This is a genomic window from Propionibacterium sp. oral taxon 192 str. F0372, assembly GCF_000413315.1.
Taxonomy (GTDB): Bacteria; Actinomycetota; Actinomycetes; order Propionibacteriales; family Propionibacteriaceae; genus Brooklawnia.
The window spans coordinates 1,111,449-1,126,782 of sequence record NZ_KE340297.1; the positions used below are offsets into that span (position 1 = coordinate 1,111,449).

The 15,334-nt window shown below is 62.1% G+C and carries 16 protein-coding genes and 1 tRNA gene; 7 read left to right on the forward strand and 10 right to left on the reverse strand.

Features of this window, described 5'->3' with window-relative positions; translation table 11 throughout:
* Positions 1–160: 160 nt before the first annotated feature.
* The 3 genes from HMPREF1531_RS05215 to HMPREF1531_RS05225 are packed head-to-tail and all read right to left on the reverse strand — an operon-like array spanning position 161 to position 2,214.
* The gene (locus tag HMPREF1531_RS05215; protein ID WP_016668876.1) at positions 161–568 is read right to left on the reverse strand and encodes a hypothetical protein; all 408 of its coding nucleotides are present in this window, start codon (positions 566–568) and stop codon (positions 161–163) included.
* Complete coding sequence (locus HMPREF1531_RS05220) at positions 565–873, reverse strand: hypothetical protein (protein ID WP_016668877.1); 309 nt, start codon at positions 871–873, stop codon at positions 565–567. Before HMPREF1531_RS05220 ends, HMPREF1531_RS05215 begins: the two co-directional genes overlap by 4 nt.
* A 33-nt stretch (positions 874–906) precedes the next feature.
* Positions 907–2,214, reverse strand: coding sequence for an amidase domain-containing protein (locus HMPREF1531_RS05225; RefSeq protein WP_036897294.1), 1,308 nt, complete (start codon positions 2,212–2,214; stop codon positions 907–909).
* A 277-nt stretch (positions 2,215–2,491) separates the two neighbouring features.
* On the opposite strand from HMPREF1531_RS05225, the gene HMPREF1531_RS05230 reads away from it, so the two are divergent.
* From HMPREF1531_RS05230 to HMPREF1531_RS05250, 5 genes are all read left to right on the forward strand, one after another.
* Positions 2,492–2,794, forward strand: a complete 303-nt coding sequence (locus HMPREF1531_RS05230) for a hypothetical protein (RefSeq protein WP_016668879.1) — start codon at positions 2,492–2,494, stop codon at positions 2,792–2,794.
* Positions 2,794–4,038: a C2 family cysteine protease gene (locus tag HMPREF1531_RS05235; RefSeq protein WP_016668880.1), complete on the forward strand. Its 1,245-nt coding sequence runs from the start codon at positions 2,794–2,796 to the stop codon at positions 4,036–4,038. The genes HMPREF1531_RS05230 and HMPREF1531_RS05235 overlap by 1 nt, the downstream gene beginning before the upstream one ends.
* Entirely contained in the window at positions 4,035–4,409 is a 375-nt protein-coding gene (locus tag HMPREF1531_RS05240; protein ID WP_016668881.1) for a hypothetical protein, read from the forward strand. Before HMPREF1531_RS05235 ends, HMPREF1531_RS05240 begins: the two co-directional genes overlap by 4 nt.
* Positions 4,376–4,825 (forward strand): hypothetical protein, encoded by a 450-nt coding sequence (locus HMPREF1531_RS05245; RefSeq protein ID WP_156860181.1) that lies wholly within the window; start codon positions 4,376–4,378, stop codon positions 4,823–4,825. Before HMPREF1531_RS05240 ends, HMPREF1531_RS05245 begins: the two co-directional genes overlap by 34 nt.
* 116 nt (positions 4,826–4,941) lie before the next feature.
* Positions 4,942–6,333 (forward strand): MBL fold metallo-hydrolase RNA specificity domain-containing protein, encoded by a 1,392-nt coding sequence (locus tag HMPREF1531_RS05250; protein ID WP_016668883.1) that lies wholly within the window; start codon positions 4,942–4,944, stop codon positions 6,331–6,333.
* 3 nt (positions 6,334–6,336) lie between these two features.
* Here HMPREF1531_RS05250 and HMPREF1531_RS05255 read toward each other — a convergent pair whose 3' ends face one another.
* The 6 genes from HMPREF1531_RS05255 to HMPREF1531_RS05280 all read right to left on the reverse strand — a co-directional run bounded on the left by HMPREF1531_RS05255 (position 6,337) and on the right by HMPREF1531_RS05280 (position 12,644).
* Positions 6,337–6,711: a hypothetical protein gene (locus HMPREF1531_RS05255; protein WP_016668884.1), complete on the reverse strand. Its 375-nt coding sequence runs from the start codon at positions 6,709–6,711 to the stop codon at positions 6,337–6,339.
* Positions 6,712–6,943: 232 nt separating this feature from the next.
* A complete protein-coding gene (locus HMPREF1531_RS05260) occupies positions 6,944–7,510 on the reverse strand; it encodes a WhiB family transcriptional regulator (protein WP_016668885.1) in 567 nt (188 codons plus the stop codon).
* A 296-nt stretch (positions 7,511–7,806) separates the two neighbouring features.
* The gene (locus HMPREF1531_RS05265) at positions 7,807–8,562 is read right to left on the reverse strand and encodes an NAD-dependent protein deacylase (protein ID WP_016668886.1); all 756 of its coding nucleotides are present in this window, start codon (positions 8,560–8,562) and stop codon (positions 7,807–7,809) included.
* Between the two features lie 58 nt (positions 8,563–8,620).
* Positions 8,621–10,045: an argininosuccinate synthase gene (argG, locus tag HMPREF1531_RS05270; protein ID WP_198011065.1), complete on the reverse strand. Its 1,425-nt coding sequence runs from the start codon at positions 10,043–10,045 to the stop codon at positions 8,621–8,623.
* 204 nt (positions 10,046–10,249) lie between these two features.
* Positions 10,250–11,587, reverse strand: a complete 1,338-nt coding sequence (locus tag HMPREF1531_RS05275) for a serpin family protein (protein WP_016668888.1) — start codon at positions 11,585–11,587, stop codon at positions 10,250–10,252.
* An 88-nt stretch (positions 11,588–11,675) separates the two neighbouring features.
* Positions 11,676–12,644 (reverse strand): NAD(P)H-quinone oxidoreductase, encoded by a 969-nt coding sequence (locus tag HMPREF1531_RS05280; RefSeq protein ID WP_036898439.1) that lies wholly within the window; start codon positions 12,642–12,644, stop codon positions 11,676–11,678.
* 117 nt (positions 12,645–12,761) lie between these two features.
* Here HMPREF1531_RS05280 and HMPREF1531_RS05285 point away from each other — a divergent pair.
* Positions 12,762–12,844: transfer RNA gene (locus HMPREF1531_RS05285), tRNA-Ser, on the forward strand.
* A gap of 29 nt (positions 12,845–12,873) precedes the next feature.
* Entirely contained in the window at positions 12,874–13,323 is a 450-nt protein-coding gene (locus tag HMPREF1531_RS05290) for a hypothetical protein (protein WP_016668890.1), read from the forward strand.
* A 9-nt stretch (positions 13,324–13,332) separates the two neighbouring features.
* On the opposite strand, the gene HMPREF1531_RS05295 is transcribed toward HMPREF1531_RS05290, so the two are convergent.
* Complete coding sequence (locus tag HMPREF1531_RS05295; protein ID WP_051123334.1) at positions 13,333–15,174, reverse strand: LCP family glycopolymer transferase; 1,842 nt, start codon at positions 15,172–15,174, stop codon at positions 13,333–13,335.
* Between the last annotated feature and the right edge of the window lie 160 nt (positions 15,175–15,334).

Here is a 15,334-nt window from a genome sequence, read left to right on the forward strand (position 1 = left end):
GACGTGTTTGCCGCAGCCGGTGAGCAGAAAGATACTGGTTATCAGTAGGGTGAGGGTTTGTTTCATTGGAGGAGTCCTCGGAGGGCGTTGGCGGCTCTGGTGTTTTGTTCCTCGGCCTGCTGGATCGTTAACGCCGAATCATCAAGCGCATCAGCAGCAATCATGGTGCGAATTCGTGAGAAATTTCACAGATCTGCCATGGCGATTTATCGTTTTCGCGTTCAAAAAGAGCAACCATGCGGTCATGATATTTACCGGAAGTGTCCCAATAGTCGAATCCGATGCCATCAAATCGGGCTTCGGGTGGCGCCATCGATCTTGGTGTTGCAGCTTTCGGTATTTCGTATTTGATGATGCGGTCGTCGTTCAGGTTGAACCATTTTTTGACTTTGTGCCAGCAGGGTCCGGCGATGTGTTGTCCGGTTTTTTCGTCGTCGGCGATGACGGCGTCGAGGAAGGTGCGGAGTGTTTCGATGGAGTCTGCGTCGGCTGGTGGTGGGTTGACGTGTTTGCTGCAGCCTGTGAGCAGAAGGACACTGGTTATCAGTAGGGTGAGGGTTTGTTTCATCGGAGGAGTCCTCGGAGGGCGTTGGCGGCTTTGGTGTTTTGTTCCTCGGACTGCTGGATCGTTAACGCCGAATCATCAAGCGCATCAGCAGCAATCATGGCGCGACGAGTGAGATCGGCAAGCTCATCGGCCCATCCCTGCTCGCACCCGGTGATCGCCGCACCACACGCGGTCCCAGCATTGGCCGCAGCGGCAGTCGCGCATTCCGACAATGCCGCGTTGACCCGAGACACAGCCTGAAAGGTGAGCTCCCTGGTGCCATCGGCCACCTTGGACACCTCGGCCCAGTTCATGTCAATCGTCACAACGTACTCCCTTCAAACACTGGCTCTCGCCACTCACCACGTCTTGCGGATCCGAAGCACCTGAATCTCCTGGTCACCGCCCATGTCCGAGCGGGGCAGCCGCCCATTCAGTGACAGGTGCTGGGCGCCGTCGGAATGCTGGGTGTACAACACATCCCCGTTCGGCAGCACCGCACTCACCACCGCCGCATGATGCTCCTCACCCACCGAATGCCCTGGGCTCTCGGTCGTGTGCGTCCAGTAGATCGCATCCCCGGGCTCGGCCCCCGCCACCCCGACGGATTCGGAGCCGTGAGTGGCGAAAAAGTCATGCTGTTGATCAGCGCCACCCCAGGTGTCAGAGTACTGACCCTTGTAATGGACCAAGGGAAGATCAACCCCTGACACCACCGTGTGCCCCCACGATTCGGCACCCCACGGCGTCCATCCCTTCTGCGACAGGCCACCGGCCTCCAAGGTGTGGGACACGAAATTGGTGCAATTGTCCAGACCCTTCCAATCCCCCTTCTCATCCGCCCAGTGGTCACTCGCGTAGTGCAGCATCTTCACCCGGTCATAGCCGCCCTCGCCCCTGATCTTCTCCCGCATTTCAGGAGGAAGACTGGACAAGCCCGCCACTGTCAACGGCAGCGCCTTCATTAACTGGGAACGCTCGGCATTGGTCAACCCAGCCCACCACCTGCGCTCGAACTCATCGGACTCAGCGGCCGGAACTCCAGCCTTCAATGCATCCAATGCGCCACCGGTCCCCAATGGCAAAGTGCCTCTGAGATGCTCTTTGACATCTCCCCCGACATCAATACCATCCCTACGATTGACGTCCAGCGTCACCAGCCGCCAGTTCCTGAGTACCTCGGCGGCTGCAGCATCGGCCTTGGTGGCCCGCGTCAACGCGCTGCGCAGCGCATGAGTCGCGGTGGATGCCCACTCAGCCACCGACTCCGGTGCATCGTCCGGCGGAGTGATCGTCCCGTCATCGGCCACCGTGCACTGCTTCCACGACGCGGCATCCATCCACTGCTCGGTCTCCCGGCGACAGGTGATCATTGTCACCGCCATCCCCGATAACACCGAACAAGCACTCCGCAACTGGATACCGACAATCTCAAAACTGGCAGCCAACGCAATGAACTCGGCCTTCGCCAGCTCGCCCACCGCATCGGCCCACGCATCGGGCAACGCCCCGGTCCCGCGAGCATAAAGACCCTCGGCAGCCTCATCCATGTCCTTGGCCAAATGAGCCAGCGTTTCCTCCAAGCTCACCCATGCCTGAGGATTCGCATTCAACAACACCGAAACCGGCAACACCATGATCACCTCCCGGACGAGGATTTCCGCCATCAACTCCGATGACCCGTATCTCCACGCTAACCCCGAAAGTGCTCGATACACAACTGTATTCAATCCGCCATGCCAGCCGCTTAATGTGCCAGCATGATCAATTTTAATAGCGCGTGACAATCAATTCTGCTTGTGAGCATGGATTCTCATAATCGGCAGTCCGTGCGGGCGCAGACCCGCGGAAGAGAGGCATCATCACCTGTGCCATCAACCAGATTTTCCCGCCAGCTCCTGCTGACTCGCTGTGTTGATAAACTGGTGGCACTCAGGGGGCAGCGTGGCAGACATTGAGCGAGACGGCGAAGCCGTGATGAGCATCGGTAAGGTGATCTGTGGGATCGCCGATGCGGTGACACCCACCGCCCAGGCGATGCAGGCCATCATCGGTTCCCCGAGCCCGGGTTTCCGAGTCGATGTGGCTCTGGCAGCCGTGGGGGAGGATTCCGCCAAGCAGATCACGAAGCTGGCTACTGATCTCGACCAGATCGGTGTCGATCTGGTCACCACCGGTCGTGACCTCATGGATGTGGAGGAGAGCAACGCGAGCCTCGCCAGCGAGATCCCTGAGGGGAGACGGTGATGCTCACCCGTTCCCAACTGCGCAACTACGACACCGAACGCCTGAAGAATTCATCCAGCGAGGCGGACAAGGCCTCCGAAGATCTGCTGAGCAGACTCGATGAGATCCGGGAACAACGCACGAAACTCATCAGCGCATGGCTCGACCCGAAATCGGCACTTGCTCAAGCACTCATTGATGCTTCTATGGAGGCCACGAAGGCCGAGGCCGATGACATCAAGGCCATGGGACCCGTACTGACCAGATGCGCCGACACCATCGACGGCTGCAAGAAGGAACTCGAAACAGCGGACGCAACCGGCCGGGATAATCCCTGCATCGTCGCGGATGATCGTGGGAAAGTCAGCATAACTCGCGCACTGGGCAATCTTCCGGAGAACAAATGGCCCGAACAATACGAGAAACGCACGAATCTGCAACACACCTATTTCCAGATCCTGGATAAAGCCACCAAGGCCGATGAAGAAGCGGCCCTGGCCCTCTACAAGATTCGTCAGATGCCCCCGCCCTTCGCCCCACGCCCGGACACCGGTCCCGTCGATCTCAGCGACGAAGCATTGGCCGATCAGGCAGCGAATTCCGAGCAGGGGAAGAATGGCGATTGTTTCTTTCTCAGCTCCGTCGCCGCCATCGCCAGCACCGACCCGGAATTCATTCGGAAGAACGTTGTCTGGGACCCGGAAACCGGGACCTACAAGGTCACGATCTACGAGAATGCCGTTCTCGGAACCATCAAGCGGGAGATCATCGTCGATCCGAAGGAGATCAGCGACGATCCGGATCGGGTGCGCGGGCCGAACGGGGAACTCAACGTGCTGTCCATTTACGAGGCTGCATACAAGAAATCTGCGCTCGGATCGGTCTTCTCGCGGACCGGCGGGGTGCCCTCTTCAGCCATGCTGGCTATCACCGGGCACATGGCCGACTTCACCCTGATGAAGCCGCACAGTTTCGATGAGATCCGTCAAGGCCTGTCCGCTCAACCTCCGCAGGCAGTCGCCGTCGGCACCAATGCGGGAGCCCCGTGGGATGTCAATCCCGCGGAGCAGCCCTTCGACAAGCGGATCGTCCCTAGGCACTCCTACTGGGTGAAGGGATTCGATGGCCAGGGCAGGATCATTCTGGTCAACACGTGGGGTCCCGGCGGCGGCACATCGGGGGGAGTGGAATACCCCGGCGAAGTGCATCTCACCGAGGAGGAGTTCCGCAAAGTGGTCATGCAGAGTTCTAGGACGGTGCCATGAACACGAGTGAATTGAGACGGGCTGTCGAGGCCGTGTGCCGGGAATTCGAGGATCGTTTCCCCGGCACGAGGTGGCGTGAACCTCTGCCCGATCGCCAGGTGACCAGCGAGGACGGCAAGCAACTGGTGCTGCGGATCTACGACGTTACAGCCGAGGGAACCGTCCTGCGGCTCGCGGATTCCACGGTGATCGCAGAACTACTGGCCGAGAACTTCACGTGCTTGGGCTTCAGCCAACCCGAGGTGACCGGAAGCCCTTGGGGGCAACTCGTCTGCCGCATCGGTCGTGACGTCGACGGTGCAACCCTTGAGTGGCGTGGGTGGAGGGGGATGAGGCTGTGGCTCGATGTGCCCCTGCACTTGTGGCGCTGAGCTGTGCGCTGGTGCTGAGTTCCTGCACCCATTCCAGTCTCAGCCCCGATGAGGTTGCCACCAGATATGTGCCGGTGATCGGTTCGGTTGCCTCGGTCATGGCACAGCACTTAGAGATGACTCCTGTCGTGGAACCCGGTGAGGTGCACACCCATTCCACCGTGGGCAGGTGCGAGGCCTGGGTCAGAGGCGCGTGGGATACCCCAGGAATCCCCGCCTGGGATCAGCCACTGATCGACGAGGTGAACCGGGTGTTCCGGGAAAATGATTTCGCGTCTGACGAGAAGGTCTCCGATGCTGGGGGCGGTCACCAGGGGCTGGTCACCACCGACAACCAGAAGGCCTCACTGGAGGTGCTCACCCGATCCGGGGTGGAGATCACCGTTACCGTGCCGGTGGCTGGCACGTACTGCTGACCGGTATTCCCGCGCTCCTGCGTATGCAGGCATGCGGGTCCGTTCACCATGCGGGTCGTTCACACCGATGTGCCCGTGCCTGCCACGAAATCTCGCCGAACGCGGGATGCTGGAGCATGGGCACATCACTGACACTGACCTTCCTGGGTGGCGCGCAAACCGTCACCGGGTCGAAATATCTGCTGACCCACCGAGGCAACCGGCGCATTCTTGTCGACGCAGGGATGTTCCAGGGCCAGAAGAAGCTGCGCGAGATGAATTGGCAGCCCTTCCCCACCAACCCCTCCTCGATCCACACGATTGTGCTCACCCACGCGCACATGGACCACGTCGGATACCTCCCCGTCCTGGTGGCGCAGGGTTTTTCCGGGCAGATCCTGGCGACGGCCGGAACCATCCGGCTGGCCGGGATCGTGCTGCGCGACGCCGCCCACCTGCAGGAGATGGAGGCCCGCGACGCACGCAAGGGCGGCTATTCCAAGCACGCTAACCCGCGCCCGCTGTACACCATCGCCGATGTGGAGCGGGTCCTCCCACTATTTCGCGAGGTGAACGTGCACACCGATGTCGATCTGGGAGATGGACTCGTGATGCGGATGTGGCGAGCCGGTCATATTCTCGGGGCCACCTCGATCCGCTTCCGGGATACCACCACTGGCAACGCCGTGGTTTTCTCCGGCGATCTGGGTCGCCTGGAACACCCGGTGCTGGTGGATCGGGAAGTACCCCAGGGCGCGCCGACGGTGCTCATCGAATCCACTTACGGCGACCGGGAGCACCCGGAACCGGAGATCCCGCACCAGGAATTCGCCGATCTGGTGAACCGGGTCATCGGCCGGGGAGGCAATGTGCTGATCCCCGCTTTCGCGGTGGACCGCACCGAGGTGTTGCTGCTCACCTTGCAGGAGATGATCGAAGCGGGTCGTATCCCCGCAGACATCCCGATCTGGGTCAATTCTCCGATGGGCCTAGCCGCTCTCGACGTCTACCGTGATCCGGCGATGGCTGCCGAGATCGACCCGCGTTTCAAGGGCCGTGAATTCATCAACCTGCCCACCTTACGTGAGGCCCGGTCCATGGAGGCCTCCATGGCACTGAACTGCCCTGATCGCCCGTCGATCATCATCTCCTCCTCCGGCATGGCCACCGGCGGGCGGGTCGTTCACCACTTGGCCCACATGCTCGGCGACGAGCGCAACGGGGTGGTGTTCACCGGTTTCCAGGCTCCCGGCACCCGGGGAAGGGCCCTGGTGGACGGGGCCACCGAGCTGAAGATGTACGGCAGATACGTCCCGGTACGCGCCGAGATCCTGCAGGACCGGGAGTTCAGCGTCCACGCCGATGCCAGCGATCTGATCGACTGGTTGCGGGGGATGTCGCCGACCCCGACGGTGGTGCACTGTGTCCACGGTGAGCCGGATTCAGCCCGGGCCCTGGCACAGCGCATCCGTGAGGAACTGGGGATCACGGCCGTGGTGCCATCGCTGGGTGAGGTGGTGCGGCTGTGATGCTCAGTTCTCGATGAGATCCTCGCAGGGCAGTGCGATCGTCCAACGTTGAGTGAGGTCAACGGTCCCCGCGGTCTCGGTGCCGAAGTCATCAAGGACCGGCGAGACCACCGCGTGATCACGGTGGACCTCGGCGATCCGCACCTTGACCGAGCCATCGGAGGTGTGCAGTGTCCAGGAATTGGCCAGGAAACGCAGCCCGGTCTCATCGAGGCGAGCCTCTGCGACATCAATGCTGCCGGGATCACCACATCGTCGCCACAACCTGTCGTAAGGGACGAAACCCCCGTCGGTGGTCATCTCGATGTATCCGATGTGCTCCCCGTCGCGGGATCGCTTGTGGTCGAAGACATCGGCGTCGGCAGGACGACCTGGCATGAGGTTTCTCCTTCCCAGGTTGGTGCGGCGCGTTCACATCGCTGAGGCCAACGGTACCGGGATGATGCAGTGAATAAATCCGGATGAAAAGCTGCGACCCGGGAGCTACACGGGGTCGTAGCTCCCGGGTCGGGATGCCGCCAGGTCACGGGGTGCAGACCAGCGGCGGGGTACCTGATCGCGGTCATCGCGTTCGGGGTTCGCTCGGCGATCAGGTAGGTCTTTTTAGTTGTCAGGCGGCTCGCCGCCCCTGTTCCCGGACGCCCATCACGTCCTGATAGGCAGCCATCACCTGTTCGACGCTCGGGGAAACCGGGGCCAGCTTGACGCGGCCGATGCTCTCGCCACGACGCTCCTTGCGGAGATGACGCTTGACGGTCGACAAGGAACAGCCCAGACGAAGAGCAATCGACTCGAGGGAATCGGTGGGATTCGCCTGGCGAAGACGAAGCACCTCGTCGTGATCGATCTGGTGTCCGGAGTGCACCCCTGCGAAGATGTCTAAATTCTCCCCCTCTACCCGCCAGTTCAGGCGGTGGCGGATGAGCTGACGCTGACGCTGGGTGGTGCCAGCACAATACCCGGCCACCTCGTGCTTGACGACAGCATCATAGAGACACTGCTCCAGCAGGGGGCAATGAAGGCAGTTCTGCTCGGCCTTGGCCGTCAGCAACTGCAGCCTGCGGCGCTCCTCCCGGGTCTGGGCAAGCGACGGATCCTCAAGCAACTCGTCCATGAAGAGTTCGGCATCGCTGATGCACGCAGGTGTCTGCTGAGCCGTGCTGTTCGCACCAGTCATGTCCTTGCTCCTCTCGATTCCGTCCAAGCCGAAGCGGCCCCTTGTATGAACAATCCTTCCGTGCCTTGATGAGCCACAACACCGCTCGAATACCCGAGTTTCGATACGTTCGTGTACTCACTGGAACTAAGTATGGATACTCAAGTGTATCCATCAGTGTATCCGTCGCGAATTGCGTGCCTGCGGTGAAACTCATTGTCACCGTGGAATTGAGAACGCATGCCCAGGGAAGCCGAGCGCTCTCGGGCATGTGCGCACATGCTCATGCATATGCCGCCATGGGGTCAGATTCGGGGTTACCTCGGGGTTGTGTCGCAGTTTCGTTGCACAACCGTGTCCAGTACCTCATCGATCGGGGAATGAATCACCAAGTCTGCTCCCTTGTCAGCCGGGGTTTCGGTGAGATTGATGAGTACTAGTCGATGACCCCGGTAGTAACGAATCAACCCGGCCGCCGGGTACACATTGAGCGAGGTGCCACCGACGATGAGCACATCTGCCTGCTGAATCGCCCGGATTGAGGCATCGATGACCTGCTCGTCAAGCCCCTCCCCGTACAACACGACGTCGGGGCGGACCATCCCACCGCAATCGGGACAGACCGGGATGACCGGCTCGTCGGGGATGTCTGCAAGGTCTATCGCGCGACCGCATTGCACGCAGTGGTTGCGCTCCACCGAACCATGCAACTCGTGGACGGTTCTTGACCCCGCGGCCTGGTGTAGGCCGTCAATGTTCTGGGTGACGACGGCCGCCAGGTGCCCGGAATCTTCCAATCGTGCCAGGGCAAGGTGGGCGCGGTTCGGCTTGGCCTCGGGATGCACCAGATGGGTTCGGTGGAAGGTAAAGAACTCGGCTGGTTCCGCGATGAGGCACTCATGGGAAAGCAGGTACTCAGGTTCCCTCCCGTTGCCGGCAGCGGTGACATACAGTCCCGCCGCGGAACGGAAGTCGGGGATGCCCGATGCCGTGGAAACACCCGCCCCGCCGAAAAAGACGGCGGAACGGGCGTCGTTCATCCAAGAGGAGAGCAGATCGATCGCTGTGTCCATGGACCGACCCTAGTCCTCGTCATGGTCCTGGGTGGGCACCCGGAGTGGATCGTGCGACTCAGTCGGTGCCGGACTCCATAGCTGCCCGATCCAGGGCGGCTTCGGCATCCGAGGTGGGGGAGCCCGCTGCGATGTCCTGGTGGGCTCCGGTCTCCAATTCGCCGATCAGTGTGGAGGCCGAGCCGGTCAGCTGGCCGAGTTGGACGTACTGCTCCAGCTTGGAACGTGAATCGGCAATGTCCAAGTTGCGCATGGTGAGCTGCCCGATGCGATCCATCGGCCCGAATGCGGAATCCTCGACCCGTTCCATTGACAACCGCTCCGGCTGGTAGGTGAGGTTTTCGCCGACGGTGTTAAGGATCGTGTAGTCGTCGCCGCGCCGCAGCCGCAGGGTCACCTCGCCGGTGACCACGCCAGCCACCCAGCGCTGCAGGGATTCGCGGATCATCATCGACTGCGGATCGAACCACCGGCCCTCGTAGAGCAGGCGTCCAAGCCGCAGGCCCTCGGTGTGGTAGTTCGATAGCGTCCCCTCGTTGTGGATCGCGTTGAGTAACCGTTCATAGGCGACGTACAGCAGCGCCATTCCGGGAGCTTCGTAGATGCCACGTGATTTGGCCTCAATGATCCGGTTTTCGATTTGGTCGCTCATCCCCAGACCGTGACGCCCGCCGATCTCGTTGGCCCGCAGTACCAGGGCCACCTTGTCGTCGAAGCGTTCCCCATTGATGGCTACCGGCCAGCCTTGATCAAAGCGGATGGTGACGTCTTCGGTGTCGATGCGCACCGTTGGATCCCAGAACTTGACCCCCATGATCGGCTCGACGCTCTCCATTGAGACATCGAGTTCCTCCAGGGTTTTGGCTTCGTGGGTGGCACCCCAGATATTGGCATCGGTGGAGTAGGCCTTCTCCTTGGAGTCGCGGTAGGGCAGGTTGTGTTCGGTGAGCCATTGGCTCATCTCGGCGCGTCCGCCGAGTTCGGAGACGAAATCCTCATCAAGCCACGGCTTGTAGATGCGCAGCGAAGGGTTGGCCATCAGGCCGTAGCGGTAGAACCGCTCGATGTCATTGCCCTTGTAGGTGGACCCATCGCCCCATATGGAGACGTCGTCGGCTGCCATCGCCTGGACGAGCATGGTGCCAGTGACCGCTCGCCCGATGGGGGTGGTGTTGAAATAGGCCTTGCCCGCGCAGCGCACGTTGAAGGCGCCGCACTGCAGGGCGACCAGGCCCTGCTCCACCAGGGCCTCGCGGCAGTCGACCAGCCGGGAGACTTCTGCCCCGTACTGCAGGGCGCGTCCGGGCACCGAGGCGATGTCGGGCTCGTCGTACTGGCCGATGTGGGCGGTGTAGGTGCAGGGAACCGCGCCTTTCTCGCGCATCCACGCGACGGCGACCGAGGTATCGAGCCCCCCGGAAAAGGCGATGCCGACGCGTTCGCCGACGGGAAGTGAAGTCAGAACCTTGGACACGTGAAACAGTATAACCAAAAGACTATTCCTGTGATGGAATATTTATGCCAATGGGTTGGGCTGGTTCGCCCGTCAGAGCCCCCTGCATCCTCAATGCTCGGGTCATTAGGCCCAGGCACTGGGTCCCGCTCACCGGCGCGAGTCAGTCATCCGACTCCCGGAACCGCCGGGTATCCCCGCCATCGGGCGTCGTCGCCCGGCGGCTCATCCGAATCAGCTGGTCGCCCCCGGATCGCCGATCAGCCCCTCAATGACGCCCAATCCCGTGGTGCGGTCGACGATTCTTAGCACAAAAGGATGGTCGACGGTGAACATATCTTTCTCCACCGGACCCGCGGTCTCTTGGATCTCGATCTCGGTAAGCGCCGCAGCGACCGTGCCTTTCTCGGCCACCATGAGCCGCACCTGCTGGACCGCTTGTCCGATCTGCAGGTCATCGCCGATGTGGGGGAGTGGGGCAGTGATGTCAAGACCCATCTCCATCAGCACGGAGGCCATGTCGACGGGGCCAGTGCTCAAGTCGAAGCGTGGCATGGTGAGAGTGATCTCGGTGGAGGGGGCCGAATTGAGGGCTGTGGAGGCCGCAGCCCAGCTGCCCTCAGGCAGTTCGCTGGGATCGGTTCCGGCATCGGGAAGGATGATGTCAACGACGAGCCGGGGATCCTGCGAGTGGGAGGCATAGGGCAGACGGATTGCCCGCCAGCCGTTCGCCTGGGCCTGGGGCACCCACAAGCCTTCGCTCATCATCGGGACCTGCGTCTTCGTACCGTCGGAGCGGGTGAACTCCTCGTCGGTGGTGGCATCCCCGCTGAACGGGGTTTGCCAGGCGGCGGCCAGCAGTAGCGTATTCTGCAGTACTGCCACCGTGTCCTCCTCGACGAGGATGCCAGATTTCTTGATCAGGCCGCCGGTGTGGTGCCGACTCCAGGCATCCAGTACCTTCTTCGCGGATCTGCGGTCGCAGTGCTCGATGGTGGCCGAATACCAGCGGTTCGCAGCTTCCAGGTAGGGCAGGGTGACCCGGTTCTCGACGAGCAGCAGCACCCGGTTGGCGATGTGCAGCATCGGGGTGTCGGGAAGTTTCTCCGGGTCGAAATCCTTGAGTGCTCGCTCGCTGGCCTCCATCTCCTGCAGCGAGGTCATCACCCCTGACCACGTTAGATCGCGGATCGTGCCGTCGGCTACCGATCCGTCGTCGGCGGCCGTCCCCAGAACCCGGTCGACATCAATGGTTGGCGTCGTGGCCCCGGCGAACAACAGTGCCAGCCCCAAAGATAGGCCTACCGGGCAGGCCATTGCATTGAGTCCGCCCTCGGCTACTTGGTGGCGCACCATGCGTTCCCCCAGCGCGGCGCAGGCCGTCACTGCCGCACTCAGGTCAGGGATTTGCGGCAGTTCGACATTCCTGTGCTCGACCTCTACTTGGTAAGGGATGGCGCGGGCCTCCATGAGGGGTAGGGCGTCGCAGGCACCCAGGGCACCAGTCAGCGCGGCGAGGGACGGAATGGTCAGCAGGCGGCGGCGTGTCAGTGGTGTCATGTCCGATGCCATGATTCAACGTTATGCATCCGCTGCAATGGCGCAGTCCCCTGTCCCAGAACATCCGGGTGCGTTACGGGGTGCTGGCACCTTCGGCGGATCATAGAGTGAGGATTACCTTTCCGATGTTGGAACCAGATGCGAGCAATTCGTGGGCCCGCGCGGCCTCGGTGAGCGGGATTCTGGTCTCGGGGGAGAGCCTGATCACCCCGTCGGTAAGCATCGGCCACACCCGATGAACGACGGCCTTGGTGATCTCGGCCTTCTGAGCGTCGGGCCGGTAGCGCAGGGAGGTGGCCGATATGGTGCCGCGCTTATTGAGCAGCTTGGCGATGTTCAACTCTGCCTTAGTGCCCTTCTGCATCCCGATGATCACGAGACGTCCGTCGGCAGCTAGCGCGGAGATGTTTTGGTCCAAGTATTTGGCCCCGATGATATCCAGGATGACGTCGGCACCGTGGCCGTCAGTTGCCTGCTTGAGCTGGGATACCCAGTCAGAGTCGTAGTTGAATACTAGGTCGGCGCCCATAGCGCGGCAATGGTCGAGCTTGCTAGCCGATGCGGTGGTGGCCACCCGCGCACCCAGAACCTTGGCGTACTGGATAGCGAAGCTGCCAATGCCCCCGGCCCCGCCATGCACCAAGAAGGTCTCACCACCTGTCAGATGGGTTAGATCAAGGTTCGACAGCACGGTGGCAGCCACCTCGATAACCCCGGCAGCGCTCACTGGATCGATCCCGGCGGGTATTGGCGCCACCTGGCCCGCAGGGGCGACGACGTATTCCGCATAGGCGCCACCGGCCAGCAGGGCGACGACCTGCTGGCCCACCTCAATGCCCTCGACCCCGTCCCCAAGCGCCTCGACGACGCCGGAGCATTCAAGACCCAGCAACTCGGAGGTTCCGGGGGGCGGCGGGTAATGGCCGGCGCGCTGCAGCAGGTCGGCCCGGTTCAGCCCGACCGCGATGGTGCGGATCAGCACCTCCCCGGCTCCGGGGGTGGGGGCGGGAATCTCGGCCCAAATCATCATCTCCGGGCCGCCGAAATCTTTAAGGGTGATCGCGTGCATGATCCCAGCCTGCCATGCTGCGGACATGATGCAGGCCTGTGTGGCTAACTTCGCCACCACACCTGCCGGAGAGACAGCCCGTGGGGTCGTGGGTGGGATAACATGGTGCACGCCTCTGGCGAGATCGCATAGTGGACTAGTGCAGCCGCCTTGAAAGCGGCCGAGGGAAACCTCCGTGGGTTCGAATCCCACTCTCGCCGCCCTTGCGCCCAATGGGGAAGGAGCCGGGATGATGACGAGTGCACGCACCACTTACCATGCTCTGCGTCCCGAGGCTCCCGTGCGGGCTTGGGTGCTGGCTTGCCTCGCCCTGGTGATCGGCGTTGTCGGGCTGGTTCTGGGATGGAACCGGGACCTGGTGCCCATCTGGATCGCTGGGGCGGCGCTTGTCCTGGCCGGATTGTTCCTGGCCCTTATCGCGCGATCCTTCGTTTCCTCGCGCACGCTGCACGTCACCCTCGACAGCGACGGATTTTTGGTGTCGGGCCCCGGATATCGTCGCGAGGGCCAGTGGGCCGATGTCGATTCCGTGCACTCCACCCCCGACGGATCACGCTTGGTCATCGCCTCCGGGCCGGTCAAACGGGTCTACATCCAAGCCCCGGGCGGTGTCGCCGATGAGCGCATGATGGCCGTCACCAAAGACATCGCCAACCGTCTACGCGTCTTTCACGGCTAAGCCGCTGGTTTAACGCCCGGTGTTGGAACGCGGATCGGTGGACGGCGAGGATGGGGTGTAGACCGGAACCGTCGCAGGCACCAGCACCGTGTCGGAGGGCTCCTCGTGACGGTAGGCGCAGGCATCGGTCACCTGCTCGGCAACCGTCGTCGACTCGGTTTCGCTGGCCCCTGTGGTGTCGGTGGCTGCGGGCTGAGTCGGTTCCTCGGCTGGTGGTTGCTCGGTGGTTGGTTCTGGAGCCTGCTGGCTGGTTGGTTCTGGGGCGGGAGCTTGGTTCGATGCGGGAGCCTGCGGAGCCTTCTCGGGGCTCATTGCGGCGATGGCGTCGGAGACCTGCTGATGCATCAACTCGAAATCGGGGGCCGATGCATCGAAACCGTTCTGCCCGTGAATGAAAGCGAGCCGCTGGGTGTTATTGCCCTGTTTCACGCGACCGGCAAGATCCACGATCGCCGACAGGTCGTTCTGCGGGATGTCGGTGGAGACTAGGTTCCCGGCGGCCTTGGCGATGTCCTCGTAGCGGGTGAGCATCTTCGCCGGATCGGCCTGGTGGATCACGGCATTGACCAAGCAGGACTGACGGACCATCCGGTCGTAGTCGGTGTTGACAGAGTTACACCTGGAGCGGGCGTACCACATCGCATCAACGCCATTGAGTTTCTGATCCGGTCCCTCAGGGATCCACCCGTCCTGGCCACAGCCGTACTCGGTGGAACCACCCTTGGCAATGGGGTGGTTGACATTGACGACGACCCCACCCATGGCGTCGATAAGCTGGACGAGCCCGTCGATATTGACCATCGCGAAATAGTCGACCTTCAGCCCGGTGGTACCCTCGACCGCGTACTTGAGGGCATCGGCGCCGGGGTAGTCGGTGTTTTGGAACAGCTCTGGATGTTCGATGGGTACGACGTGCCACACCGAGGAGATGAAGGATTCCGCTCCGTCGTCGAAGCCATAGGGGTACACCTTGGCGAGGTCGCTACCTCGGGGGAACTCCGGGTGCTGAAGCGCACGTGGTAGTTGGGTGATGAGGGTGGCCCCAGTGTGGGTGTCGATGGATGCCAGCATCATCGTGTCGGTACGGATCCCAAGTTCCTCTTCACGGCCCTCGCCGGAATCTCCACCGAGCAGCAGGATATTGACCCGGTCGATCTTTGCCCAAGGATCAGAACCCAGGGTCGGGCGGGTCTGTGATTCCTTGTCGTTACGGAAGATCGACCCGGACAACTGTGCGGTCTGGTAGGCATACGCCGAAGCCACCGACATCGGAAGGGCGATAGCCAAGGCGAGGAAACTGACGAGCCCAGCCCCTGCGGCCCGCTGGCGTTGGGTGATTCGTTTGGGGCGGGAAACCAGATAGGTGCCAAGCATCATGGCAATCCACACGCCCATGACCAGCAGTAGGCCAACGGCGATCGCCAGCATGGTTCCGGCGCGCAGCGCAGCACCCGCGGCGGATATTGGGTTGCCGAAGACGAAAAAGGCGCCGAGGGCCGCGATAGCGATCAGTACGACGACCATCACCTTGCCCAGCTTGTCCAGCCGGGTGCCGACAAACCCGGTCCCCGGTGCAATTGCGGACAGTACGGTGCGCCCCAAGGTGGAGCGGAAGCGCCGGGAACGGTAGTTCTGCCAGGCGGCGCCCAGTTCCTCTGGCGAGGCCGCCGAATCGGGAATCGAGCCAAAAGCTGCACCGCCGCGGTTTCCGGGGGCCATGGCAGGCGAGCCGGTGAAGTTGCTCGCCGGAGCAGAATGCAACGGGCTTCCCGCGGTGGGGCGGGAGAGCGCGACGTCATTGTCGTCGAGACAACGACGGGCGTGACGGTATCCGTCGGACGGCGATGACAAGTTTCTTCCTCCCAAAGCCCCATGCATGGACGGTCAAACTCTACGTCTTGCAGCGCGATCCCACCTCATCCGGCAGTCGGTTGGTTTCACCCACCAAGCCCCCATCACTCGGTGACTTGGTGGATGGCCGGGTAATGCTGGACCCCGGTATCGCCGCTTT